General features: G+C 73.1%; 22 protein-coding genes. 6 read left to right on the top strand and 16 right to left on the bottom strand.

Annotation, left to right across the window (positions count from 1 at the left end; translation table 11 throughout):
* Positions 1-13: 13 nt before the first annotated feature.
* On the top strand, positions 14-649 hold the full coding sequence (locus K330_RS0104900) for an alpha-ketoglutarate-dependent dioxygenase AlkB (RefSeq protein WP_022920736.1): 636 nt from the start codon (positions 14-16) through the stop codon (positions 647-649).
* A 25-nt stretch (positions 650-674) separates the two neighbouring features.
* On the opposite strand, the gene ptsP is transcribed toward K330_RS0104900, so the two are convergent.
* The 11 genes from ptsP to hrcA all read right to left on the bottom strand — a co-directional run bounded on the left by ptsP (position 675) and on the right by hrcA (position 13183).
* Positions 675-3167 (bottom strand): phosphoenolpyruvate--protein phosphotransferase, encoded by a 2493-nt coding sequence (gene ptsP / locus K330_RS0104895; RefSeq protein WP_022920735.1) that lies wholly within the window; start codon positions 3165-3167, stop codon positions 675-677.
* A 9-nt stretch (positions 3168-3176) separates the two neighbouring features.
* On the bottom strand, positions 3177-3803 hold the full coding sequence (gene dhaL / locus K330_RS0104890; RefSeq protein WP_022920734.1) for a dihydroxyacetone kinase subunit DhaL: 627 nt from the start codon (positions 3801-3803) through the stop codon (positions 3177-3179).
* An 8-nt stretch (positions 3804-3811) separates the two neighbouring features.
* Positions 3812-4819, bottom strand: coding sequence for a dihydroxyacetone kinase subunit DhaK (gene dhaK, locus K330_RS0104885; RefSeq protein WP_022920733.1), 1008 nt, complete (start codon positions 4817-4819; stop codon positions 3812-3814).
* Positions 4820-4855: 36 nt separating this feature from the next.
* Positions 4856-5812, bottom strand: coding sequence for a GTPase Era (gene era / locus K330_RS0104880; protein ID WP_022920732.1), 957 nt, complete (start codon positions 5810-5812; stop codon positions 4856-4858).
* Entirely contained in the window at positions 5802-7178 is a 1377-nt protein-coding gene (locus K330_RS19245; protein WP_022920731.1) for a hemolysin family protein, read from the bottom strand. Before K330_RS19245 ends, era begins: the two co-directional genes overlap by 11 nt.
* A complete protein-coding gene (gene ybeY, locus K330_RS0104870; protein WP_029202326.1) occupies positions 7175-7675 on the bottom strand; it encodes an rRNA maturation RNase YbeY in 501 nt (166 codons plus the stop codon). The genes K330_RS19245 and ybeY overlap by 4 nt, the downstream gene beginning before the upstream one ends.
* Positions 7672-8751 carry a PhoH family protein gene (locus tag K330_RS0104865; protein WP_022920730.1) on the bottom strand — a complete coding sequence of 360 codons (1080 nt, stop codon included), beginning with the start codon at positions 8749-8751 and terminating at the stop codon, positions 7672-7674. The genes ybeY and K330_RS0104865 overlap by 4 nt, the downstream gene beginning before the upstream one ends.
* A gap of 46 nt (positions 8752-8797) precedes the next feature.
* Positions 8798-10183 carry an MFS transporter gene (locus tag K330_RS0104860; RefSeq protein WP_229665751.1) on the bottom strand — a complete coding sequence of 462 codons (1386 nt, stop codon included), beginning with the start codon at positions 10181-10183 and terminating at the stop codon, positions 8798-8800.
* A complete protein-coding gene (locus K330_RS0104855) occupies positions 10180-10917 on the bottom strand; it encodes a 16S rRNA (uracil(1498)-N(3))-methyltransferase (protein ID WP_022920729.1) in 738 nt (245 codons plus the stop codon). The genes K330_RS0104860 and K330_RS0104855 overlap by 4 nt, the downstream gene beginning before the upstream one ends.
* Positions 10918-10938: 21 nt before the next feature.
* Positions 10939-12060, bottom strand: a complete 1122-nt coding sequence (gene dnaJ, locus K330_RS0104850; RefSeq protein WP_022920728.1) for a molecular chaperone DnaJ — start codon at positions 12058-12060, stop codon at positions 10939-10941.
* Between the two features lie 103 nt (positions 12061-12163).
* On the bottom strand, positions 12164-13183 hold the full coding sequence (gene hrcA / locus K330_RS0104845) for a heat-inducible transcriptional repressor HrcA (RefSeq protein ID WP_022920727.1): 1020 nt from the start codon (positions 13181-13183) through the stop codon (positions 12164-12166).
* Between the two features lie 145 nt (positions 13184-13328).
* On the opposite strand from hrcA, the gene fumC reads away from it, so the two are divergent.
* The 3 genes from fumC (at position 13329) to K330_RS0104830 (ending at position 16225) form a co-directional block, all read left to right on the top strand.
* Positions 13329-14738 carry a class II fumarate hydratase gene (gene fumC, locus K330_RS0104840; RefSeq protein WP_022920726.1) on the top strand — a complete coding sequence of 470 codons (1410 nt, stop codon included), beginning with the start codon at positions 13329-13331 and terminating at the stop codon, positions 14736-14738.
* 102 nt (positions 14739-14840) lie between these two features.
* Entirely contained in the window at positions 14841-15725 is an 885-nt protein-coding gene (locus tag K330_RS0104835; protein WP_022920725.1) for a DUF3097 domain-containing protein, read from the top strand.
* Positions 15722-16225, top strand: a complete 504-nt coding sequence (locus tag K330_RS0104830; protein ID WP_022920724.1) for a DUF4870 domain-containing protein — start codon at positions 15722-15724, stop codon at positions 16223-16225. Before K330_RS0104835 ends, K330_RS0104830 begins: the two co-directional genes overlap by 4 nt.
* A gap of 458 nt (positions 16226-16683) precedes the next feature.
* Here K330_RS0104830 and hemW read toward each other — a convergent pair whose 3' ends face one another.
* Positions 16684-17910 carry a radical SAM family heme chaperone HemW gene (gene hemW / locus K330_RS0104825; RefSeq protein WP_022920723.1) on the bottom strand — a complete coding sequence of 409 codons (1227 nt, stop codon included), beginning with the start codon at positions 17908-17910 and terminating at the stop codon, positions 16684-16686.
* Positions 17911-17997: 87 nt separating this feature from the next.
* Here hemW and ppk2 point away from each other — a divergent pair, with 87 nt between their 5' ends.
* Positions 17998-18888, top strand: a complete 891-nt coding sequence (gene ppk2 / locus K330_RS0104820; RefSeq protein ID WP_022920722.1) for a polyphosphate kinase 2 — start codon at positions 17998-18000, stop codon at positions 18886-18888.
* A gap of 100 nt (positions 18889-18988) precedes the next feature.
* On the opposite strand, the gene K330_RS0104815 is transcribed toward ppk2, so the two are convergent.
* From K330_RS0104815 to K330_RS19235, 4 genes are all read right to left on the bottom strand, one after another.
* On the bottom strand, positions 18989-19897 hold the full coding sequence (locus K330_RS0104815; RefSeq protein WP_040657762.1) for a hypothetical protein: 909 nt from the start codon (positions 19895-19897) through the stop codon (positions 18989-18991).
* A 222-nt stretch (positions 19898-20119) separates the two neighbouring features.
* Positions 20120-20917 (bottom strand): tRNA (guanosine(46)-N7)-methyltransferase TrmB, encoded by a 798-nt coding sequence (gene trmB / locus K330_RS19240; protein WP_022920720.1) that lies wholly within the window; start codon positions 20915-20917, stop codon positions 20120-20122.
* Positions 20914-22800 carry a translation elongation factor 4 gene (gene lepA / locus K330_RS0104805; RefSeq protein ID WP_022920719.1) on the bottom strand — a complete coding sequence of 629 codons (1887 nt, stop codon included), beginning with the start codon at positions 22798-22800 and terminating at the stop codon, positions 20914-20916. The genes trmB and lepA overlap by 4 nt, the downstream gene beginning before the upstream one ends.
* Positions 22801-22943: 143 nt before the next feature.
* On the bottom strand, positions 22944-23450 hold the full coding sequence (locus K330_RS19235) for a GNAT family N-acetyltransferase (RefSeq protein ID WP_084617200.1): 507 nt from the start codon (positions 23448-23450) through the stop codon (positions 22944-22946).
* A 171-nt stretch (positions 23451-23621) separates the two neighbouring features.
* Between K330_RS19235 and aceB the strand changes: the two genes are divergently transcribed.
* Entirely contained in the window at positions 23622-25250 is a 1629-nt protein-coding gene (gene aceB, locus K330_RS0104795; protein WP_022920717.1) for a malate synthase A, read from the top strand.
* The last annotated feature ends 5 nt before the right edge of the window (positions 25251-25255 follow it).

Below are 25255 nucleotides of genomic sequence, written 5' to 3'. Positions count from 1 at the left end.
CTATCCTTGCTCCATGATGCTCCAGGGGTCCCTGCTGGACCAGGTCGACGAGGTCGGGCTGCGCCCTCTCTCCGGTGCGGTCCGCCGCACGACGCTGACGGCCGGCGCCTGGGTCGACGTCCGCCCGGGATGGGTCACCGGGGCCGACGAGCTCTTCTCCCGGCTGTCCCTCGGCGGCCCCGCCGCGGTGGAGTGGCGCGCCGAGCGTCGCACCATGTGGGACCAGGAGGTCGACACGCCTCGCCTCCTGCGGTTCTACCGGGAGCAGGAGCACCTGCCCGACCCGGTGCTGGCCGAGGCCAGGGAGGAGCTCAGCCGCTACTACGCCACCGAGCTCGGCGAGCCCTTCCGCACCGCCGGGATGTGCCTCTACCGCGACGGCCGCGACAGTGTCGCCTGGCACGGTGACCGGCACGGGCGCAGCACCTCCCAGGACACGATGGTCGCCATCGTGAGCCTCGGGGCCCCGCGCGCGCTGCTCCTGCGGCCTCGGGGTGGCGGGTCCAGCCTCAGGTATGCGGTGGGGCACGGCGACCTGCTCGTCATGGGCGGGTCCTGCCAGCGCACCTGGGACCACTGCGTGCCCAAGACGTCGCAGCCGGTGGGCCCGCGCATCAGCATCCAGTTCCGGCCGCGCGGCGTGCGCTGAGCCGAGCTCCGCCGCCGGCTGTCGCTCAGCCCTGCAACAGGTGCTGCCGGCTGCGCTCGAGCAGCGCCCGGACCTCGGCGGCGTCGGCCGCGGACAGGGCCTGCTCGGCCAGCTCGCGGAACTGCGCCACCGACCCGCTGCGCAACCGCTGCTTGACGATGGGCACCCCCGCGGCCATCGTGCTCAGCTCGTCCACCCCCAGGCCCACGAGCAGCCCGGCCAGGTCCGGGTCGCCGGCCATCGCGCCGCACAGCCCCACCGGCACCCCCTCGGGCACGTGGTCGGCCACGTGCCGGATGAGTCCGAGCACGGCCGGCTCGAGGTGGTCCGACCAGGGTGCGAGCGCAGGGTTGCCCCGCTCGGCCGCCATGACGTACTGCACCAGGTCGTTGCTGCCGATCGAGACGAAGTCCAGGCCGCGGGCCAGGTGCCCGATCCGCAGCGCGGCGGCCGGCACCTCGACCATGATGCCGACCTCCAGACCCTCGGGCGGGTCGGGCAGCCCGGCGCGGCGGGCCGCCCGGCCGAGCAGGTCCAGGGCCATCCGCAGGTCCGCCGGGGTGGACACCATCGGGAACAGCAGGCGCATGCTGCGGCCGCCCGCGGCCCGGCAGACGGCCTCCAGCTGGTCCAGCAGCAGTCCCGGATCGGAGGTGAAGGTCCGCACGCCGCGGGCCCCGAGAAAGGGGTTGGCCTCGGTGGGCCGGTCGATGAACGCCAACGGCTTGTCCCCGCCGGCGTCCCAGGTGCGGATGCAGACCTGGTGGGGGTCGAAGACGTCGGCCAGGGCGCGGTAGACCTCCGTCTGCTCCTCGACCGTGGGCGCCTGGCGCCACTGCGCGAAGACGGCCTCCGTGCGCACGAGTCCGGACCCGTCCGCCCCCAGGCCGGCCGCGAGCCGGGCCACCGACACCGAGGAGACGTTGGCCTTGACCCGGATCCGGACACGGTCGGTCGTCAGGGCCGGGAGGTGGGCGTTGTGCAGCGCCGCCTCCCGCTCGGCCCGGCGGGCCTCGACCATCTCCTCGAAGGCGGCGCGCACCTGCGGCCCGGGGTCCACGGCCAGCTCACCGCTGCGGGCGTCGAAGGCGATGACGGTCCCGGCCGGCACGTCCGCGCGGGCGCCGACCCCGGTCAGCACCGGGATGCCGCGGGCCGCCGCGATGAGCACGCCGTGACCCGTCGCACCGCCCACCCGCGTCACCACCCCGTGGACGCGGGAGGCGTCCAGGGAGATCGCCAGCGCGGGGTACAGCTCGTCGACGACCAGGACGCCGTCGTCGAGGACCTCCGGCTCCTTCACCCCGAGCAGCAGCCGCAGCACCCGCTCGCCGACGCTGCGCACGTCCTGGGCCCGCTCCCGCTGGTAGGGGTCGGCCAGCTCCTCGAAGGCGGACGCGACCGCGGTCACCGCGTCGCTCCAGGCGGCCGCGGCCGAGGAGCCTGCGTCCATGAGCCGCTGGGCGGTCCGGACGATCTCGGGGTCGCGCAGCAGGGTGGCGTGGGCGGTGAACACCTCCGCCTCGCCCTCGCCCAGGTTGCGGCCGGCACGCTCCCCCAGCTCGAGCAGCTGCCCCAGGGCCTGCTCGACGGCCGCGGCCAGCCGCGCGGCCTCGGCCCGGGGGTCCTCTGCGGAGACCCCGTGCGGGTCCGGGACGGTCTCCAGCAGCACTGCGGGACCGACCGCCGCCTCGAGCCCGGAGCCGGCGACCCCGGGCTCGGCGGACACGGCCGGGACCGGGGTCGCCACGTCCGCCAGCGGCTCGGCGGGCACGGGAAGGTCACCGAAACCCTCGTCGGCCAGGTCGCGCAGCGCGGCCAGGACCTCCTGGGCCCTTGGCCCCTGGGCCTCCGCGAGGAGGACGTGACCCTGCTGCGCGTCCAGGGTGGCGACAGCCGAGACGCTGAGGGCGTCGACCGGGCCCCTGCCCGACGTGAGGTTGCGGACCACGACCCGCGTGGCGGGGGCGTAGGCCCCCACGCGTGAGACCAGCCGGGCCGCAGGTCGGGCGTGCAACCCGTGCTCGCCCGTCACGGGCAGCTCCACGGACATCGCGTCCGGCAGGCCCGGCGTCCTGGGCCCGCCCCCCGTGGGGTCCTCCGTGCCCAGGTGCTCGGCCTTGGGGCGCAGCGCCGCGCGGGAGTCACGCTCGACCGAGGCCAGGTCCGCGCCCGCGGCGGCGGTCACCAGCGCGGCCACCAACCCCTCCACCAGCGGCGCGGGGCTGAGCCTGACGGCTGCCGCGACGCCGGGGTCGAGCAGCTCGAGGGCCATCTCGGCCGACAGCACGGCACTGCCGAGGTCGAGCAGCACCAGGACCCCGTCACCGCCCGACGCGGTGTGGGCGCGGTCGATGGCCTCGGCCACCGCCGCGGCGTCGGTCCCCAGGGTGTGCTCGTCGAGCCCCGCCGCGATCTCGACGTGCGGGCCGGCCCCGTCCTCCACCATCTGGCGGGCCAGGTCCAGGGCCGCGCGGGCGAGGGGACGGCTGTGGGCGACGACGACGAGGGAGATCACGGCGCAGGCTCAGGCGAGCGTCCGGGCCGCCGCCCGGAGCAGCAGGGCCGCGCTGCTCGCGCCGGGGTCGAGGTGCCCGGCGCTGCGCTCGCCCAGGTAGGACGCCCGCCCCTTGCGCGCGACCAGCGGCTCGGTGCTGTCCCGGCCGCTGTCGGCGGCCTCCGCGCACGCGCGCAGGCACTCCGCGACGGGGCTGCCGGCGACGGCGGCGGCGTCGAAGGCCTCCAGCGCGGGGGCGAAGGTGTCGTACATCGTCTTGTCGCCGACCTCGGCCTTGCCCCGGGCCACGATGCCGTCGACCCCGGCCCGCAGGCCCTGCGCCAGCGCGTGCACCCCGGCGTCGTCGGTGGCCGCGAGCGGCCCGGCGAACCGGAGGAAGAAGGTCCCGTAGAGCGGGCCGGAGGCCCCGCCGACCGTGCTCACCAGGGTCATCCCGACCTTCTTGAGGTAGGCGTCGATGCTCGGGAACTGCTCCTCGCCCGCCAGCTCGGCGCACCGCCCGAAACCGCGGGCCATGTTGGTGCCGTGGTCGCCGTCACCGATGGCGCGGTCGAGCTCGGTGAGGTGCCCGGCGTGCTCGTCGAGCTCGGCAGAGGTCTCGGCGATCCAGGACTGGAAGGCGGTCAGGTCAGCCACGTCGTCTCTCACGCTCCCCATCGCAGGCCGGGGGTCGCCACGGGGGCGTCCCACAGCCGGACGATCTCGTCGTCGGCCCGCAGGAGGGTGACCGAGCAGCCGGCCATCTCCAGCGAGGTGATGTAGTTGCCCACGAGGCTGCGGGCGACCGTGACGCCCCTCGTCTCGTGGAGGATGGACCGCACCTCGTGGAACATGAGGTACAGCTCGATCAGAGGTGTGCCGCCCATGCCGTTGAGCAGCACGACCACCGCCTCCCCGCGCCGCAGCGCCAGGTCCTCGACGACCGGTGCGAGGAGCGCGGCGGCGACGTCGTGCGCCGGCTGCAGCGGCGCCCGCCGGCGTCCGGGCTCGCCGTGGATCCCGATGCCGAGCTCGATCTCGTCGTCCGCGAGCGCGAAGGTCGCCACCCCGGCCGACGGGACCGTGCACGAGGTCAGGGCCACCCCCATGGAGCGGCTGCGGGCGTTGACCTCGCGGCCGAGCGCCGCGCAGGCCGCCAGGTCGCGCCCCTCCTCGGCGGCGGCACCCACCAGCTTCTCGACCAGCACGGTGGCACCGACGCCGCGGCGCCCGGCCGTGAACGTGCTGTCGAGCACGGCGACGTCGTCGTCGGTGACCACCACCTCCAGGGCGTCGACGTCCTGGGCCCGGAGGATGTCGTGGGCCATCTCGGCGTTGAGCAGGTCACCGGTGTAGTTCTTGAGCACGTGCACCACGCCCGCGCCCCCGTCGGCGGCGTGGTGGGCGGCGACGAACTGGTCCGGCACAGGCGAGGTGAACACCTCGCCGCAGCACGCCGCGTCGAGCATCCCGACCCCCACGTAGCCGGCGTGCAGGGGCTCGTGGCCCGACCCTCCCCCGGAGACAACGCCGACCTTGCCGGGCCGGGTCCCGCCCCGGCGCCGCACGACGCGCTGCCCCAGGTCGACCTCGAGCAGGTCGGGGTGAGCCGCCGCCAGACCGGCCAGCGACTCGACCACGACCCGGCCGGGGTCGTTGAGGAGCTTCTTCATGGGCTCACTCTGCCACGGTGCCCGGGGACGGGCAGGTCAGAAGCCGAGCCGGTCCAGCTGCTTGGGGTCGCGCTGCCAGTCCTTGGCCACCTTGACGTGCAGGTCGAGGTAGACCCGGTGCCCGAGCACCTTCTCGATGCCGCGCCGGGCGGTCGTCCCCACCTCACGCAGCCGCGAGCCGCCGCGGCCGATGATGATCGCCTTCTGGCTGGGGCGCTCCACGAAGACGTTGACCCGCACGTCGCTCATCGGGTCGTCGTCGGGGCGGTCCTCGCGCGGCACGATCTCCTCGACCTGCACGGCCAGGCTGTGCGGCAGCTCGTCGCGCACGCCCTCCAGCGCGGCCTCCCGCACGAGCTCGGCGATCATCACGACCGCCGGCTCGTCGGTGAGCTGGTCGGCGGGGTAGAGCGGTGGCGACTCGGGCAGGTGGGCGGCGAGCACCTCGGCCACCTCCTCGACCTGCTCTCCGCTGACCGCGGAGCAGGGGATGATCTCCGACCAGTCACCGAGCTGGTCGATGGCCACCAGGTGCTCGGCGAGCCGGTCGCGGCTGACGGCGTCGGCCTTGGTGGCGATCGCGACCACCGGCACCCGGCGCACCCTGTGCAGGTCGAGCAGGTCGCCGGCGATGAAGGTGTCCCCCGGCCCGATGCGCTGGTCCGAGGGCAGGCAGAAGCCGATGACGTCGACCCCGAGCAGCGTCTCGCGCACGAGGTCGTTGAGCCGCTGTCCCAGCAGCGAGCGGGGCCGGTGCAGCCCGGGGGTGTCCACGAGCACCAGCTGAGCGTGGTCGGTGGTGCGGATCCCCCGGATCGTGTGCCGCGTCGTCTGCGGCTTGGAGGAGGTGATCGCGACCTTGCTGCCGACGAGGGCGTTGGTCAGGGTCGACTTCCCGGCGTTGGGCCGGCCGACCAGGCAGGCGAACCCGCTGCGGTATGCCGTGCTCCCGTCGCCGGGGTCGGCCCCCGCGGTCGTGGGGTCAGTGGGCACGGCTCACCTCCGTGGTCTGAGCGCCGGGGCCGGCGCCCGGTTCTGCGGTCGTCCGGCCCTGCTCGGACCGGCCGTCGTCCTCGGTGTCGTCCTCCGACGGCTCCGGCAGTCGCCGGACGAGGACGGTGGCGACCCTCCGACGGCGGCCGGCCATCCGCTCGGCGGTGAGCTCCAGGCCCGCGACCTGCCCCGTGGCCCCCTGGATCGGCACCCGGCCGATCGCCGTTGCCAGCAGGCCACCGACGGAGTCGACGTCCTCGGACCCGATCTCGACGTCGAACATCTGGGCGAGGTCGTCGACGGGCAGGTTGGCGGGCACGCGGACCATCTCCGTGCCGTCCTCGGCCACCACCTGCTCGACCTCGACCTGGTCCCGGTCGTACTCGTCGGTGATCTCGCCGACGATCTCCTCGACGATGTCCTCGATCGTGACCAGGCCCGCCGTCCCGCCGTACTCGTCGATGACGATCGCCACGTGCTGCCGGCCGCGCTGCATGTCGCGCAGCAGGTCGTCGACCCGCTTCATCTCCGGGACCCGCTGCACCGGCCGCATGACCTCGGTGACGGGGACGGAACGCGCGGCGTCGGCGTTGGAGTTGACCGCGCGGGCGACGTCCTTGAAGTAGAGCATCCCCAGGACGTCGTCGGTGTCCTCGCCGACGACCGGCACCCGGGAGAACCCGGAGCGCAGGAAGAGGGACATGGCCTGCCGCAGCACTTTCTCGGCCTTGATCGTGACCAGGTCGGGGCGGGGCACCATGACCTCCCGGGCCACCGTGTCGCCGAGCTCGAAGATCGAGTGGATCATCTCGCGCTCCTCGTCCTCGATGACCGCGGACTCCCCCGCCAGGTCGACGAGGTCGCGCAGCTCGGACTCGGAGGCGAACGGACCCTCGGCGTAGCCGCGTCCGGGGGTGACCATGTTGGCGAAGACGACGAGGAGCTTGGCGACCGGGCCCAGGAAGAGGCGCAGGGTGCGGACCACCGGGGCGGCCATCAGCGCCACCGACTCGACGTGCTGACGGCCCAGCGTGCGGGGCGAGACGCCGACCGCGACGAAGGAGACCACGGCCATGATGGCGGTGGCGATCAGGGCGGTCTGCCAGTGCGAGTCGGTCACGATGTCCACCGCGACCGTCACCGCCACGGCGCTGGCGGCCTCCGCGGTCACCCGGACGAAGTTGGCCACCGCCAGGTAGGGCGGGGCGTCGGCGGCGATCCGCACCAGGGCGCGGGCGCCGGGGCGGCCCTCCTCGGCCAGCTGCTCGGCGCGGTGCCGGCTGGTGCGGGTCAGGGCCGTCTCCCCCGCCGAGAGCAGGAAGGCGATCACCGTCGTCAGGATCGCGACAGCGACGAGAGGGGTCATGCTCGGCCCGCCTCCGGGGCCGCGGTCGTGCTCCGCCCCCGCTGGGCCAGGAAGGTCAGCAGCAGGGTGCGCTGCAGGTCGAACATCTCGCGCTCGTCCTCGGGCTCGGCGTGGTCGAAGCCGAGCAGGTGCAGGATGCCGTGCGTGGTCAGCAGGAGCAGCTCGTCGCCGACCGCGTGGCCGGCGGCCGCGGCCTGCGCCCGCGCCACCGAGGGGCACAGGACGACGTCGCCCAGCACGCCCTCGGCGGGCTCGTCCTCGTCGTGACCCGGGCGCAGCTCGTCCATGGGGAAGCTCATCACGTCGGTGGGGCCCGGCAGGTCCATCCACCGCTCGTGCAGCGCGGCCATGGCGGGCTCGTCCACCAGCGTGATGGTCAGCTCGGCCAGCGGGTGCACGCGCAGCTGCTCCAGCACGTGCCGGCCGAGGTCGGCCAGCTCCTGCTCGGGGACGGGAGAGGGCACCTCGCCCGACTCGTTGAGGACCTCGATGCTCATGCCCGGTCCTGCCCGGACGGCCCGTCGGCCGCCGGCGCCTCCGTCTGCGCCCGCGCCGGGCGCGCACCGCCACTGCGGGCGGTGCGGCCGCCGCGGCGGGCCTCGTGCCGGCCGTAGGCGTCGACAATGTCGCTGACGAGGCGGTGCCGCACGACGTCCTGGCTGGTCAGGTGCGCGAAGTGGATGTCCTCGACGCCCTCGAGGATGTCCTGGACGACGCGCAGCCCCGAGGACGTGCCGGTGGGCAGGTCGACCTGGGTCGTGTCGCCGGTGACGACCATCTTGGACCCGAAGCCCAGGCGGGTCAGGAACATCTTCATCTGCTCCGGCGAGGTGTTCTGGGCCTCGTCGAGGATGATGAAGGCCGAGTTCAGCGAGCGGCCCCGCATGTAGGCCAGCGGAGCCACCTCGATGGTGCCGGCGGCCATCAGGCGCGGGATCGAGTCGGGGTCCACCATGTCGTGCAGGGCGTCGTACAGAGGCCGCAGGTAGGGGTCGATCTTGTCCGTGAGGGTCCCGGGCAGGAAGCCCAGGCGCTCCCCCGCCTCGACCGCGGGGCGGGTCAGGATGATCCGGTTGACCTCCTTGGCCTGCAGGGCCGCGACGGCCTTGGCCACCGCCAGGTAGGTCTTGCCGGTGCCCGCCGGACCGAGACCGAAGACGATCGTGTGCCGGTCGATCGCGTCCACGTAGTGCTTCTGGTTCAGCGTCTTGGGCCGCACGGTGCGTCCGCGGCTGGAGACGATGTTCATCGTCAGGACGTCGGCCGGGCGCTCGCCGGTGGCCGCGCGCAGCATCCCGATCGACCGCTCGACCGCGTCGCGGTTGAGCGGGTGCCCCGCCCCGGCGACGGCGAGCAGCTCGTCGATCAGCCGCTCCACGAGGACCAGCTCCTCGGTGTCGCCGGACAGGCGGAACTCGTTGCCCCGCACGTGCACGCCGACCCTGGGGAAGCCCCGCTCGATCGTGCGCAGCAGCTCGTCGCGAGGGCCGAGGAGGCTGACCATCGGCACGTCGTCCGGGATCACGACGGTGTGGGTGGGGGACGTCCGGTGCTCGAGGTTGGGCTCTGTCATCAGGCCTCCAGTCTATGCGCGGGCGCCGCCCCCGGCCCGGGGCGGCTCATCGGGCGGGCCGTGCCCGCAGCACGCTCACCACGGCCACGGCCCCGACGGCCGCGGCCACGGCGAGCGTGCCGACGAACGCCGCGTGCGGCTGGGTGGCGTAGAGGAGGCCGAACACGACCCCGGTCACCGCCAGGGCCACGGCGCCGTTCAGCGACTCCCCCACCTGCAGCGCCGAGGAGTTGCGCCCGATCTGCGAGGACGTCGACAGCCGCATGACCAGAAGCGTCGTCGTCGGGTAGGCCAGCCCCACCCCCAGCGTGGCCACGCCGTAGACGAGGATCGGCGCCCAGCCCGGCCAGCGCAGCCAGACGGCGACCGCCAGCAGGACCATCATGGCGGTGAAGACCGACACCCCGAGGGTCATGACGCGGTAACGGTCGACACCCTCGCCCAGCCGCCCCTGCAGCCAGGACCCGAAGGCCCAGGCGACCGAGGCGACCGCGAGGACGGCACCGGCCTGGGCGGGCGAGTAGCCGTGCTCGTCGCGCAGCATGAGCGGCAGGTAGGCCTCCGCGGCCAGGAACGACCCGCCCATGGCGGCGCGCACCCCGATCACGGAGGGCAGGCCCCGCGCCGACCAGAGGGTGCCGGCCGGCAGCAACCGCCAGCTCGCCACGGCGACGAGGAGCAGCACCAGCGGGCCGACGACCCGCTCGAGGCCGTCCACGCTCTCGCCCGACATGTTCAGCACCCCGACGCCCACCGCGGCCACGACCGCCCAGGCGATGGTCGAGGGACGCAGGTAGGGCGAGTCCTCACCGGACCGCGTCGCCCGCAGCGCGCGCCAGAAGACCACCAACGACAGCGCGGCCAGCGGCGCGACCCCGAGGAAGACCCACCGCCACGTGAGGTGCTCCACGACCAGCCCGGTCAGCAGCGGCCCCGCCAGACCCGGCACCACCCAGGCGGCGGCGAGCAGGGAGAAGACGGCGGGGCGGCGCTGGTCCGGCACCCGCTGGGCGATCACGACATACACGGCGACGGTGGTCAGGCCGCTGCCCAGCCCCTGCACCGCGCGCCCGAGCACGAAGACCTCCATGGTCGGCGCCAGCCCCGCCAGCACGAGGCCGGCGCAGAAGGTCAGCACCCCGACCACGGTGACCGGGCGGGGGCCGGCGCGGTCGCTCCACCAGCCGCCGACGACCATCCCGACCACGCTCGCGGCCACCGTGGCACCGAAGGCCATGTTGTAGAGGTGGTAGCCGTCCAGCGCGCCCGCGATCGTGGGCATGGCGGCGCCCACGGCGATGTACTCCAGGGCCAGCAGCGCGATGAGCGCCGTCGCCCCGACGGAGGCGCTGCGCAGGCCCGGGGAGAAGATCGAGGGCGGCACCGGGCGCGTGCCGGGGTCCTCGCTCGGCGCGCGCGTGCCCACACTCACCGCCAGCCGCCGAGGGTATGGAGCGCGGCCAGCGCGGCCGCACCCGCCGTCGAGGTGCGCAGGACGGTGCGGCCCAGACGTACGGGACGGGCACCGGCGTCGACGAGCGCCGCCAGCTCGTCCGGGCTGATCCCGCCCTCCGGGCCCACGACGAGCAGGATCTCGCCCCGGGCCGGCAGCGCGAGCCCGGTCAGCGGCGTGCCGGCCTCCTCGTGCAGCACCACGGCGAGGTCGGCGCGGCCCACCCGGTCCAGCAGCGCCGCGCGGCCGACCAGCCCCGCCACCACCGGCACGCGCGCCCGGCGCGACTGCTTGGTCGCCGCGCGGGCGGTCTGCTCCCACTTGCCGCGGGCCTTCTCCCCGCGCTCACCCTTCCACCGCACGATCGAGCGGTCAGCCTGCCAGGGCACGACCTCGTCCACGTCGAGCTCGGTGGCCGCCTCGACCGCCATCAGGTCCCGGTCCCCCTTGGCCAGGGCCTGGACGAGGACCAGCCGGCGGGCGGGCAGCGGTTCGTCGCGCAGGTCCTCGACGCGCAGGTCGAGGGACCCGCGGGAGGCTGCGGACACGGTGCACCGGGCCAGGCGACCCGCGCCGTCGGAGAGCAGGACGCGCTCGCCGACCGTGAGCCGCTGCACGTCGGCCGCGTGCCGACCCTCGGGGCCGTCGAGGTGCACCGTGGTGGTGCCGTCGGGCAGCGTGCCGGCGCCGACGAGGAAGAGGGGTGCGCTCACGTCGAGGTGGTCGGGTGTCTGTCAGCGGCCGCGCAGGACGTCCCAGAACTTGCTGCCCCGGCCGTGGCCGGCGGCGGCCATCCGGCCCTCGGGCCGGGCCTCCCCGCGCTCCTCGGCCAGCTGGGCCAGCAGCTCGCGCTGGCTGTCGGTCAGCCGTGTCGGCACCTTGACGTCGAGGTGGACGACCAGGTCGCCGCGGCCCTGCGCACGCAGGTGCGTGACGCCGTGGTCGCCGAGCGTGACCGTCTCCCCCGGCTGCGTGCCGGGGACCACGTCGATCTCGGTGGGCCCGTCGAGCGTCTCCACCGGCAGCGTGGCTCCGAGCGCCGCCGCCGTCATCGGCACCTCGAGGGTGCAGTGGAGGTCGTCGCCGCGCCGGGTGAAGGTCTCGTGCGGCTCGACGGCGATCTCGACGTAGAGGTCGCCGGGCTCGCCGCCGAACGGTCCGACCTCGCCCTCCCCGGCCAGCTGGATGCGGGTGCCGCTGTCGACGCCGCCGGGGACCTTGAGGGTCAGGTCGCGGCGGGTGCGGACGCGCCCCTCGCCGGAGCAGTCGAAGCACGGGTGCTCGATGACGTCGCCGTAGCCGCGGCACGCCTGGCAGGGCCGGGAGGTCATGACCTGGCCGAGGAAGGAGCGCTGCACCTGCTGGACCTCACCGCGGCCGGCGCAGATCTGGCAGGTGCGGGTGCCGCTGCCGGCCTGGGCGCCGGACCCCGTGCAGGTGGTGCACAGGACCGCCGTGTCGATGGTCAGGGTCTCCTCGCTGCCGAAGACGGCGGTCGACAGCGGGACGTCGAGGCGCACCAGCGCGTCGTGCCCGCGCTGCACGCGCGAGCGGGGGCCGCGCGCACCGGCGGCGGTGCCGCCGAAGAAGGCGTCCATGATGTCGCTGAAGGTGAACCCCTGGCCGAAGCCGCCGGTGGCACCGGCGTAGGGGTCCTGGCCACGGTCGTAGGCCGCCCGCTTCCCGGCGTCGGAGAGCACGTCGTAGGCCTGGGAGACCCGCTTGAACTCCGTCTCCGCCTCCGCTCCCGGGTTGACGTCCGGGTGCAGCTGGCGGGCCTTCTTGCGGTAGGCCTTCTTGATCTCCTCCGCGGAGGCGTCGCGGGAGACTCCGAGGTCGGCGTAGTAGTCGTTCACAGCAGGAGGCGTCCTTGGGTGGTCGGTCGCGGGCAACGATGGTGCAACGGTCGAAGGCGCTCAGGTATGCCGAGCGCCGGCGGCGGGCAGGTGGACGGGGGTCTCACCCGTCCAGGATCTCGGCGACGTAGTGCGCCACGGCACGGACGGCCGCCATGGCCTGGGGGTAGTCCATGCGGGTCGGGCCCAGGACCCCGAGTCCGCCGGCGACACCGTAGCTGGTCGCCACGACCGAGGTCGTGCGCAGCGGTGCGTAGGGGTTCTCGGCCCCGATGCTCACCGCGACGCGGTCGGCGTCCGGGACGCTGGACAGGCTGCCCATGAGGCGCAGCAGCACCACGTGCTCCTCGAGCGCGTCGAGCACGGCGGACAGCGAGGTCGGGAAGTCGGTGTTGACGCGGGCCAGGTTGGCGGTGCCGGAGAGCACCACCCGCTCCTCGGCCTGCTCCTCCAGGGCGTCGCGCAGGGCGGCGGCGACGGCGGAGGCGACCGGGCGGTCCTCCGGGGCGACGGCGTCGACGACTCCGACGAGGCGGTCCGGCACCGCCGTGAGCGCCTCGCCGACGGCCGTGCCGTTGACGCGGGCCCGCAGGTCGGCGACCAGCGCCTCCTGGCCGGTGAGGTCACGTCCTACGTCGATGACGCGCTGCTCGACGCGGCCGGTGTTGACGATGAGCACGACCATGAGCCGCGTGCCGCCCACGGGCACCAGCTCGATGTGGCGCACGCTCGACCGCGACAGGCTCGGGTACTGCATCACCGCGACCTGGTGCGTGAGGCTCGAGAGCAGCCGGGTGGTGCGGGTCACGACGTCGTCGAGGTCGACCGCGCCGTGCAGGAACCGCTCGATCGCGGTCCGCTCGGCCCGCGTGAGGGGCTTGACGGCCGAGAGGCGGTCGACGAACATCCGGTAGCCCGCGTCGGTCGGCACCCGCCCGGCGCTGGTGTGCGGCGCGGTGATCAGGCCCTCCTCCTCGAGGACGGCCATGTCGTTGCGGACGGTGGCGGCGGAGACGCCGAGCTGGTGCCGCTCGAGCAGCGCCTTGGAGCCGACGGGCTCGGACGTGCGCACGTAGTCCTGCACGATGGCCCGCAGGATCTCCAGACGACGGTCGTCGCTCATCCGTGCCTCACCTCCTCTGCTCGCCGGTTGGCACTCTCACTTCGCGAGTGCCAGTCTACCGGTCCGGCGCAAACCCGCCCGGCGTACGCCATACCCGGCAGGCTCGTCGCGGACCGCGCGGCGAGGGCCCCTAGCATGGCTCTCCATGAGCAGCACGGCGCGCATCGAGACCGACAGCATGGGACAGGTCGAGGTCCCCTCCGACCGTTACTGGGGCGCGCAGACGCAGCGCAGCATCCACAACTTCCCCATCGGCAGGGACACCTTCGTCTGGGGGCGCCCGGTCATCAAGGCGCTGGGCATCCTCAAGAAGGGCGCCGCGCAGGCCAACGCCGAGCTCGGCGAGCTGCCCCAGGACGTCGCCGACCTGATCGCCCGCGCCGCCGACGAGGTCATCGCCGGCGACCTGGACGACCACTTCCCGCTCGTGGTGTTCCAGACCGGCTCGGGCACCCAGAGCAACATGAACAGCAACGAGGTCATCGCCAACCGGGCCATCGAGCTGGCCGGCGGGGAGCTGGGCAGCAAGACCCCGGTGCACCCCAACGACCACGTCAACCGCGGTCAGAGCAGCAACGACACCTTCCCCACCGCGATGCACATCGCGGTCCTGCTGGAGCTGCGCGACCGGCTCGAGGGCGGGGTCGGGGTGCTGCGCGACACCCTGGCCGCCAAGGCGCAGGAGTATGCCGACGTGGTCAAGGTCGGTCGCACGCACCTGCAGGACGCGACGCCGGTGACCCTGGGCCAGGAGATCGGCGGCTGGGTGGCGCAGATCGACTACGCGATGGCCGAGGTGCGGCACGCCGGGGAGGGCCTGCGCGAGCTGGCCATCGGCGGCACCGCCGTGGGCACCGGGCTCAACGCCCACCCCCGCTTCGGCGACCTGGCCGCCCGCAAGATGGGCGAGGAGGCGGGTATGGAGCTGCGCTCGGCGGAGAACAAGTTCGCCGCCCTCTCGGCGCACGACGCGCTGGTGCAGACCTCCGCGGCGCTGCGCACCCTCGCCGGCGCCCTGATGAAGATGGCCAACGACGTGCGGTGGCTGGCCTCGGGCCCGCGCAACGGGATCGGCGAGCTGACCATCCCCGAGAACGAGCCCGGCTCGAGCATCATGCCGGGCAAGGTCAACCCCACCCAGTCCGAGGCGCTGACCATGGTGGCCACCCGGGTGTTCGGCAACGACGCGACCGTCGCCTTCGCCGGCACCCAGGGCAACTTCCAGCTCAACGTCTACAAGCCGGTCATGGTGCACGCCGTGCTGGAGAGCATCCGGCTGCTCGCCGACGCGTCCCGGGCCTTCAACGACGGCTGCGCGGTCGGTCTGGAGCCCAACACCGAGCGGATCGAGGCCAACCTGGCCAGCAACCTCATGCAGGTCACCGCGCTCAACCCGCACATCGGCTACGACAAGGCCGCCGCCATCGCCAAGAAGGCGCACAAGGAGGGCCTGACCCTGCGCGAGGCGGCCGTCGCCAGCGGTGAGGTGACCGAGGAGCAGTTCGACGCCTGGGTGGTGCCGGGCGACATGACGCGGCCTCGTCAGGTCGACTGACGCGAGGTACGCCGAGGGCCCGGTCGACCGACCGGGCCCTCGTGCCGTCCCGGGGGCGCGCCTCACCCGGCTGACCGGCCCCACGGCATACCCTCGACGGCTGTGAAGGACCGCTACGGAACCGACGTGCTCAGCACCGACTGGCGTGCCCCGAGAAGGGGCCGGGCCCAGGACACGGAGGCGGTGACCGGGCTCGTGGTGGAGGACGTCGACACCGGCTGGGTCGGTGCCGTCGTACGGGTGGAGAAGGCCGGTGGGATGCAGGTCGTCCACCTGGAGGACCGTCGCGGCCGCACCAAGGGTTTCTCGCTCGGACCGGGCTTCCTCGTCGACGGCCGGCCGGTGGTGCTCACCGCGCCCACCGCCGAACGACGGGCCCAGGTGGCCGCGGCCCAGAAGGCGGCGAGCCGCACCGCCAGCGGGTCCGTGCGGGTGACCGGCCAGGCGGCCCGGGTCGCGAGCGGGTCCCGGATCTGGGTGGAGGGACGCCACGACGCCGAGCTCGTCGAGAAGGTCTGGGGCGACGACCTGCGGGTGGAGGGCGTCGTGGTGGAGATGCTCGACGGGGTCGACGACCTCTCCGCGCTCATCCGGCAGTTCGCCCCCACCCCGGGGCGGCGGCTCGGCGTGCTCGTGGACCACCTGGTGCCCGGCACCAAGGAGAGCCGCATCGTCGCCGAGGCCGAGCGGGTCAGCCCGCACGTGCGCATCCTGGGCCACCCCTACGTCGACGTCTGGCAGTCGGTGAAGCCGGCGCGGCTCGGCCTGCAGGCCTGGCCGGTCATCGAGCGCGGCCGGTCGTGGAAGCACGGCATCCTGGCCGAGCTGGGGTGGCCGCACGAGACCCAGGCCGACGTCGGGCTGGGCTGGAAGAAGATCCTGTCCACCGTGCGTTCCTACAGTGACCTGGAACCCACGCTGCTCGCCAGCGTCGAAGAGCTGATCGACTTCGTCACGGTTCCGTCAGACCGAGGAGGGTCCGCATGAGCCACAACCCCGAGCACCACGATCCGACCACCGCCCGCCAGCCGGGCTACGGCGGCCAGCCCGCCCCCGGCGGTCAGCCCGCCCCCGGCGGGTACGGCGGGCCGCCCGCACCGGGTGGCTACGGCGGGCCGCCCCCCGTCAGCGGCGACGAGCGCTCGATGATGCTCGTCGCCCACCTGTCCGCCCCGGTGGCGATGCTGGTCAGCGTGGGTTGGCTGCCCTTCCTGGGCCCGCTGCTGGTCTGGCTGTTCTACAAGGACCGCAGCGCCGCCGTGCGCACCGTCGCCGCCGGCGCCTTCAACTTCAACGTCGCGCTGACGATCGCGTCCGTGCTGACCTGGGTGAGCGTCATCGTCACGCTGGGCATCGGCTTCCTGTGGGCCATCCCGATCTGGGTGGTGCTCTTCGTCGTCCAGATCTGGGTGCACGTCAAGGGCGCCCTGACGGCCTCGCGTGGAGAGGTCTACGACTACCCCTTCCAGCTGCGCATCCTCAGCTGAGACGTCCCCGACTGCCGCACTCACCGGCCCCGCATGTCAAGCACGACACGCGGGGTCGGGCAACTTTTTGGGGCGAGCCTCTTGCGTGGCGTCCGGTGAGGGAGTAGACATTCCTCTACGCACTTCCGACGAGGAAGCGCGGGTCGCAAGACTGTCGAGGATTCGAACGTCCGCCAGGTGCCGTTGAGCACCATATGGACACTCCCGGTGACGTGGGAGTCGAGCCTCCGGACACCTCGCGCACCGTCCAGCGCGTCACAGCTGGTCCGTGGCCCGCTTCGCGAACTCATACTTCGCGAAGCGGGCCACATCCATGTGCACACGCGGTGAGGCCCTGCCGGCTCATACCCGGCAGGATCTGCTGTCGTGTCTACCGGCTCGCGGCACGCGCGGGCCGGCACGGACGTGGCGTGTCGGGAAAGACCCGCGTCCGGTCCCAGGACCGCGGCCGGCTCCCGTCAGTCGGGGAGCAGCCGGTGGACGACGGTGTCGGCAAGCAGTCTACCGCGCCGGGTCAGCACCACCGTCCCGCGCAGCGCGGCCACCCCGTCCACCAGCCCGTCCGCGATCAGCCCGGCGACCTCGTGCCGTCCCGTCGCGGACAGCACGTCGCTGGCCAGCCCTTCCGCCAGCCGCGACCCGAGCAGCACCGTCTCGTCGTGCCGCTGCGCCGGCCCGAGGACCTCGCGGGCGTGCGCCGGGCTCAGCCCGTCGGCCAGGCGCGCAGCGTAGGCGCGGGGGTGCTTGACGTTCCACCAGCGCACGCCGCCGACGTGGCTGTGCGCGCCGGGCCCGACCCCCCACCAGTCACCCCCGCGCCAGTAGGCCAGGTTGTGCGCGCACTCCGACCCCGCACCCCGGGACCAGTTCGAGATCTCGTACCAGTCGTACCCGGAGGCGGCCAGCACCTCGTCGGCCAGCTCGTACTTGTCGGCCTCGTCGTCGTCCGAGGGCGCCGGCACCTGGCCCCGGCGCACCTGCGCCGCCAGCTTCGTGCCCTCCTCGACCACCAGGGCGTAGGCCGACACGTGGTCGGGCTCCAGCGCGGCCACGGCCTCGAGGCTGCGGCGCCAGTCCTCCAGCGACTCCCCCGGCGTGCCGTAGATCAGGTCCAGGCTCACCTGCAGCCCGGCGTCCCGTGCCGCGGCGACGGCCGTCTCGACGTTGGCCGGGTCGTGGGTGCGGTCCAGGGTGCGCAGCACGTGCGGGACGGCGGACTGCATCCCGATGCTCACCCGCGTGAACCCCTGCGCCGCCAGCGTCCGGGCGACGGTCGCGTCGAGGGTGTCCGGGTTGGCCTCGGTCGTCACCTCTGCCTCCGGCGCGAGGCCCCACCGCTCACGGATGTCGTGCAGCAGGTCCCCCAGCACCTCGGGCGGGAGCATCGTCGGGGTGCCGCCACCGAAGAAGACGGTGGAGACCTCGGGCGGACGTCCGGCGTCCAGCACCCGCTCCGCGACCGCGAGCTCCGCGTGCGCCGCCCGCACGAAGTCCGCCGTCAGGCCGGGCCCCTCCCCCAGCTCGGGCAAGGTGTAGGTGTTGAAGTCGCAGTAGCCGCACCGGACCCGGCAGAAGGGCACGTGGACGTAGACCGAGAACGTGCGTGACGCCATACCCTCCAGCGCCTGCGGCGGCAGCGCGCCGTCCGGCGGCGCGGGCTCACCGGGCGGGAAGGCGGAGGGCATGGCCCCAGTGTCCCACCCGGGGTGGTGGTCCCCGGACGTGACCGGTGGTCCGGCTCAGGAGCGCCGGGCCGCGCTAGGGTCGGGACCGTGCAGCAGCGCCTCCGCGAGTACATCGACCACCTCCGCGAGGAGGGGTACACGGTCCGGGACGACCAGGGGTCGGACCCGGACCTCATCACGCCCGACGGCAGCGCGGTCGACACCTGGCGTGAGGACTACCCCTACGCCGAGCGCATGAGCCGCGACTACTACGAGGTCGAGAAGTGGCTGCTGCAGGTGGAGCTGCTGAAGTTCCAGTACTGGGCCAAGGACAACGGCAGCCGCCACGTGCTGGTCTTCGAGGGGCGTGACGCGGCCGGCAAGGGTGGGTCGATCAAGCGCTTCACCGAGCACCTCAACCCGCGCGGTGCACGGGTGGTGGCGCTCAACCGGCCGACCGAGGTGGAGTCCGGGCAGTGGTACTTCCAGCGCTACGTGCAGCACCTTCCGACGGCCGGGGAGATCGTGTTGTTCGACCGCAGCTGGTACAACCGGGCCGGCGTCGAGCGGGTGATGGGGTTCTGCTCCACCAAGGAGTACGAGCTGTTCATGGAGCAGGCGCCCGCCTTCGAGCAGATGCTGGTCGAGTCCGGCACGACGATCACCAAGCTGTGGTTCTCGGTGACCCGCACCGAGCAGCGCACCCGCTTCGCGATCCGCCAGCTCGACCCGGTCCGGCAGTGGAAGCTCTCCCCCATGGACCTGGAGTCGCTGGACCGCTGGGAGGACTACACCGCGGCCAAGGAGGAGATGTTCCGTCGCACCGACACCGACCTGGCGCCGTGGATCACGATCAAGTCCAACGACAAGAAGCGCGCCCGGATCAACGCGATGCGCCACTTCCTGTCCCAGTTCGACTACGAGGGCAAGGACCACGACATCGTGCTGCGGCCCGACCCGCGGCTGGTCAAGAGAGCCCGGGACAGCGTCGGCGACTGAGGTCCGGACGGCGGTCAGCCGCTGCTTCACCGACCGACCCACTTCGGTAGCTCTCGAGGCGCGTGCAGACTTCCGAAGTGGGCCTTTCGGCGCCCGACCGTCAACGCTGCGGGAAGTACCTCCTCCACTCCTGGCTTCGTCGTCCCACCCGGATGCCCCGCCGCCGGAAGATGCGCTCCAGCCGGGCGACGGTGTCGCCGGGGGTCCGATAGACGTCCTTGCTGACCAGCGTGACCACCCGCCACTCGTCGTCCTCGAGCTCCTCGCGCCGACCCAGGTCGGCCTCCCACTGCCTCTCCCGCTCGACGTGGTGCCGGCCGTCGTACTCCACCGCCGTGCGGGTGCGACGGTCGCCCGCATCCAGCCGGCGGCGCAGGTTGCCGTGCTCGTCATGGAAGCGGATGTCCGTCTCGAGCTCCGGCAGCCCGCTGAGCACGCGAAGCATCCGGCACCGCGTCTCCATGGGCGAGTCGACACGCGGCCGGACCAGCGCGGCAGCCCGGCGGGCCAGACGCACGCCCCGCCCGGTGGCTGCCCCTGCGGCCCCCGTCAGCCTGTCGCCCGTGGTTCGCCCCTTCCTCACCAGGCTGTCCCCCAGCACGACCAGGTCCACGAGGTGCAGGTGGGCCGCCAGGTCCAGGAACGTGTCCTCCGGCGAGGTGACCGGCAGCTGCCGGAAGCGGACGGCCGCACGCGCCGAATGGTGCACGACCACGCCGTCACGGCGACGCCTCTTGGCACCTGGCGGCACCGAGACGTGCAGGTATGGCGTGTCCGGCACCACCGCGCCGTAGAGACGGGCAGCCAGGTGGTGCGACACGAGGGCCGACCGCACCGAGGCCACCATCAGGGCGGCCCGGGCCTCGGCGTGGACGTCGGTCACGGCGGCCGAGACATGGATCCCGCGGACGATCTGCCGGTAGCGGGAGGATGCCAGCACCGACCGGGTCAGGCCGGCCGCCAGCGCGCGCTGGGTCGTGAACGGCTGCGTGACGTCGAGCTCGGCCATCTCGGCAGCCTGCCCCAACACGGAGGTCGGCGGGCGCGGTCATCCACAGGCGCGAGGTGCGCAGCTACCTGACCGACGATCGGCCCGCACTGCGCAGGCCCGCTACCGAGCGGCCCACTTCGGTCGACGCATCCGGTGTCGGGCTATGCCGAAGTGGGTCACTCGGCACGCCCGGTGGAGCTGCCGGCGGGCGGGTATGGAGCGAGTGCCGGGGGGCGCGCCCTACGCCGGCACGTAGGCGAGGTCGGTGATGGACCGGCCCTCGGCCAGGCCGCGGCGCTCGAACCGCGTCACCGGGCGCAGCGGGGCCCGGTCGGTGGACGCCAGCCGCAGACCCTCGTGGGCGTCGAGCACCTCGCGCATCGCGTCGGCGTAGTCCCCCCAGTCCGTGGCCAGCCGCCAGACACCGTCGGGGGCGAGGAGGCGCAGCACGGTGCCGGCGAACTCGGCGCTGACGATCCGGCGCTTGTGGTGCCGGGCCTTGGGCCACGGGTCGGGGAAGAACGTCCAGACCTCGTGCACCGAGGCCGGTGCCAGCAGGGTGCGCAGCGCCACCGCGGCGTCGGCCTCGAGGACGCGCACGTTGGGCAGCGGCGCCCCGGCGGTCTGCTCCATCTTGGCCAGCGCGTGCCCGATGCCCGGCCGCCAGACCTCGAGGGCGAGGAAGTCCCAGTCCGGGCGCGCGGTCGCCGCGGCGACCAGCGCGTCACCGGAGCCGGACCCGACCTCGACGACCAGCGGTGCCCGGCGCCCGAAGACGTCGACGGGGTCGAGCCGGTAGGAGGGGTCCACGACGGTGGAGGTCTCACCGAGGGGCCGCGGGACGTCCAGCACCACCTCCGTCGCGAGGCGGTCCCACGCCGCCTGGTGGGTGCGCGGCATCCGCCCGCCCCTGCGGGTGAAGGAGCGGGTGCGCGACAGCGGGCGGGGCCCGATGGCGGGGTGCCCCAGGGCGTTGTGGCCGGCCAGGTCGGGGTTGCCGGGCAGGTCGTGCTCGCCGGGGTGGTCGGCCCCGCTCACTTCTTGCTCTTCTCGGCGGTGGCCGAGCCCCCGTCCTGCGACAGCGCGGCGATGAACGCCTCCTGCGGGACCTCGACGGAGCCGACCATCTTCATCCGCTTCTTGCCCTCCTTCTGCTTCTCCAGCAGCTTGCGCTTGCGGCTGATGTCACCGCCGTAGCACTTGGCGAGCACGTCCTTGCGGATCGCGCGGATGGTCTCGCGGGCGATCACCCGGGCCCCGATGGCGGCCTGCACCGGCACCTCGAACTGCTGGCGCGGGATGAGCTCCTTGAGCTTGCCGGCCATCTGCACGCCGTAGGCGTAGGCCTTGTCCTTGTGCACGATCGCGCTGAAGGCGTCCACCGTGTCGCCCTGGAGCAGGATGTCGACCTTGACCAGGTCGGCGACCTGCACGCCGTCGGGCTCGTAGTCGAGCGAGGCGAAGCCGCGGGTGCGGGACTTCAGCGCGTCGAAGAAGTCGAAGACGATCTCTGCCAGCGGCAGCGTGTAGCGCATCTCGACCCGCTCGGGCGAGAGGTAGTCCATCCCCCGCAGCGTGCCGCGGCGGGTCTGGCACAGCTCCATGATCGCGCCGATGTACTCGCTCGGGGCCAGGATCGTGGCCCGCACCACCGGCTCGGTGATCGAGGCGATCCGGCCCGCGGGGAACTCGCTGGGGTTGGTGACGTCGACGACGGTGCCGTCGTCCATCTCCACCTCGTACCCCACGTTGGGCAGCGTGGAGATGAGGTCGAGGTTGAACTCGCGCTCCAGCCGCTCGCGGACGATCTCCAGGTGCAGCATCCCCAGGAAGCCGACGCGGAAGCCGAAACCGAGCGCTGCGGAGGTCTCCGGCTCGTAGACCAGGGCGGCGTCGTTGAGCTTGAGCTTGTCCAGGGCGTCGCGCAGGATCGGGTAGTCGGACCCGTCGATCGGGTAGAGACCGGAGAAGACCATCGGTCGCGGCTCCTTGTAGCCGCCGAGGGCCTGGGTCGCCATCCGCCCCAGGGTGGTGACCGTGTCACCGACCTTGGACTGGCGCACGTCCTTCACCCCGGTGATGAGGTAGCCCACCTCCCCGACGCCCAGCCCCTTGGACGGCGCGGGCTCGGGGCTGCTCACCCCGATCTCCAGCAGCTCGTGGGTGGCCTTGGTCGACATCATCGCGATGCGCTCGCGCGGCGAGAGGCTGCCGTCGATCACCCGGACGTAGGTCACGACCCCGCGGTAGGTGTCGTAGACCGAGTCGAAGATCATCGCCCGGGCCGGCGCGTCGGCGTCACCGGTCGGCGCCGGGATCAGCTCCACGATGCGGTCGAGCAGCTCGGGGACCCCCTCGCCCGTCTTGCCCGAGACCCGGAGCACGTCGCCGACGTCGCAGCCGATGAGGCCGGCGATCTCCTCGGCATACTTCTCCGGCTGGGCCGAGGGCAGGTCGATCTTGTTCAGCACCGGGATGATCGTGAGGTCGTTCTCCATCGCCAGGTAGAGGTTGGCCAGCGTCTGGGCCTCGATGCCCTGCGCGGCGTCGACCAGGAGCACGGCGCCCTCGCAGGCGGCCAGCGAGCGGCTCACCTCGTAGGTGAAGTCGACGTGCCCCGGGGTGTCGATCATGTTCAGCACGTACGTGCTCAGGCCGCCGGTCGCTCCCTCCGGCGCGCTCCACGGCATCCGCACCGCCTGGCTCTTGATCGTGATGCCGCGCTCGCGCTCGATGTCCATGCGGTCCAGGTACTGGGCGCGCATCTGGCGCTGGTCGACCACGCCGGTCTCCTGGAGCATGCGGTCGGCCAGCGTCGACTTGCCGTGGTCGATGTGAGCGATGATGCAGAAGTTGCGGATGCGCTCCGGCGGGGTGGTCGCCGGCTGGGGCACCGAGTCGGGGCGGGCGAGGGGAGACACAGCGGGTTGGCACCTTCAGGGTATGGAGTCAGCGCGGGCAGTCGTGCCAGTGTCCCACGGCGCTCCCTGCCCGGGCACCGGCGCCGCCCGGGACAGGCCTTCCTCCCCCGCGCGGCCGAGGCGCTGGGCGCTCGAGGGCCGCCTCAGACGTGGACCGGGTCTGTCCCACCGGGCCGGCCGGAGGCGTCCGGCCCCTCCTGGCGGGCGGCCGCGGCGGCCAGGCCCTCGAAGCGCACGAACGCGCGCAGCGCCCCGTCGCCGTAGTCGCGCAGCTCGGTGTAGCCCAGGGACTCGTAGAACGCCCGCTGACGCGGCTCGTCGTCGGTCAGCAGCACCTTCTGCCGCACGTGCGCGAACGGCTCCAGCGCCGCCTGCACGAGCTGACGGCCCACACCCTCGCGCTGCAGCTCGGGGCGCACGAGCACGTCCTGGAGGTAGGCGATGCTCGCGCCGTCGGAGACGACACGGGCCAGGCCGAGGAGGTCCTCGCCGTAGCGGGCCGTGACCACGCGGGTGGACCCCTCCACGGCCGCGACGAGCACGTCCGGGTCGGTGGTGTACGTCGTCCAGCCCACCGCGTCGTACAGCTCGACGAGCTCCTCGCGGCTGGGGCGGTCATCGGCGCTGATGACGATCTCGTGGGCTCCCACGACCTCCACCCTAGGCGATCGCCCCGCCCGCCTCGTACCCCCTCAGGGGTGGGGCCGGCGGCACGGGTGAGCACAGGCCCGCGGTGGACCGATACGCTGTGAACGGCTACGGTCATTTCACCCATCGGATTTTCCATTCCACATCGTGGAACCGACTGCGAGGAGCCGCTCATGAGCGACGCGACCACCACCCCGCCCACGCTGGACCTGCCCGAGGGCGTGGAGGTCACGGCAGACCTGCGTCCCGGGGACGAGGAGATCCTGTCCCGCCCGGCGCTGGAGCTGATCGCCACGCTGCACCGTCAGCTGGAGCAGCGCCGGCAGGAGCGCCTGGCCGCCCGCCAGGAGGTCGTGCGCGCCGTCGCCGACGGGCAGGACCTGGACTTCCTGGCCGAGACGGCCGCCGTCCGCGAGGACGACTCCTGGCGCGTCGCGCCCCACGCCCCCGGCCTCGTCGACCGCCGGGTCGAGATGACCGGCCCCACGGACCGCAAGATGACGATCAACGCGATGAACTCCGGCGCGCGGGTCTGGCTCGCGGACCAGGAGGACGCCAACACCCCGATGTGGACCAACGTGGTCGACGGGCCGCGCAACCTGCGCGACGCCGTCCTCGGGACCATCGAGTTCACCTCGCCCGAGGGCAAGGAGTACCGCCTCTCCACCACCGACCAGTCCCAGCTGCCGACGATCGTCATGCGCCCGCGCGGCTGGCACCTGGACGAGAAGCACATCCTGGTCGACGGGCAGCGCACCTCCGGCGGCCTGGTCGACTTCGCCCTCTACATGGTCGCCTGCGCCCAGCCGCAGCTGGACGCGGGCAAGGGCCCCTACTTCTACCTGCCGAAGATGGAGCACCACCTCGAGGCGCGGCTGTGGAACGACGCGTTCGTCCTCGCCCAGGACGCGCTCGGCATCCCGCAGGGCACCATCCGGGCCACCTGCCTCATCGAGACCTACCCGGCCGCCTTCCAGATGGAGGAGATCCTCTACGAGCTGCGCGACCACTCGGCCGGCCTCAACGCCGGACGCTGGGACTACCTGTTCAGCATCATCAAGACCTACCGCACCCGAGGGCGGAACTTCGTGCTGCCCGACCGCAACGCCGTGACGATGACCGCACCGATGATGCGCGCCTACACCGAGCTGCTGGTGCGCACCTGCCACAAGCGCGGCGCCCACGCCATCGGCGGCATGGCGGCCTTCATCCCCTCCAAGGACGAGGAGGTCAACAAGGCCGCCTACGACAAGGTCCGTGCCGACAAGCAGCGGGAGGCCGACGACGGCTTCGACGGCTCCTGGGTCGCCCACCCCGGCATGGTGCCCACCTGCCTGGAGGTCTTCGACGCCGTCCTGGGCGAGCGGCCCAACCAGGTGGACCGGCTGCGCGAGGACGTCTCCGTCTCCGCCGCCGACCTGCTGTCCGTCTCGGCCACGCCGGGTGAGGTGACCGAGGCCGGGCTGCGCGCCAACATCGACGTGGCCCTGCAGTACCTCGCGGTGTGGCTGACCGGCCGTGGCGCGGTCGGCATCCACAACCTCATGGAGGACGCCGCCACCGCCGAGATCAGCCGCAGCCAGGTCTGGCAGTGGATCCACAACGACGTCGTCCTCGACGACACCGGCGAGACAGTCACGACCGACCTCGTGCACCGGCTCACCGACGAGGTGCTCCAGGAGCTGAGCGCCTCCGGCGGCGGTGCCGACTACGCCGGCGCGCGCGACCTCTTCCTGGCGGTCGCGGTGGCCGACGACTACGCCGACTTCCTCACGGTCCCCGCCTACGAGGAGATGCCCTGAGCCGC

This window comes from Ornithinimicrobium pekingense DSM 21552 (assembly GCF_000421185.1).
GTDB classification, from domain to species: Bacteria; Actinomycetota; Actinomycetes; order Actinomycetales; family Dermatophilaceae; genus Ornithinicoccus; species Ornithinicoccus pekingensis.
Note: the sequence above shows the minus strand (reverse complement) of the source record. Positions and strands in the feature narration are given on the sequence as shown.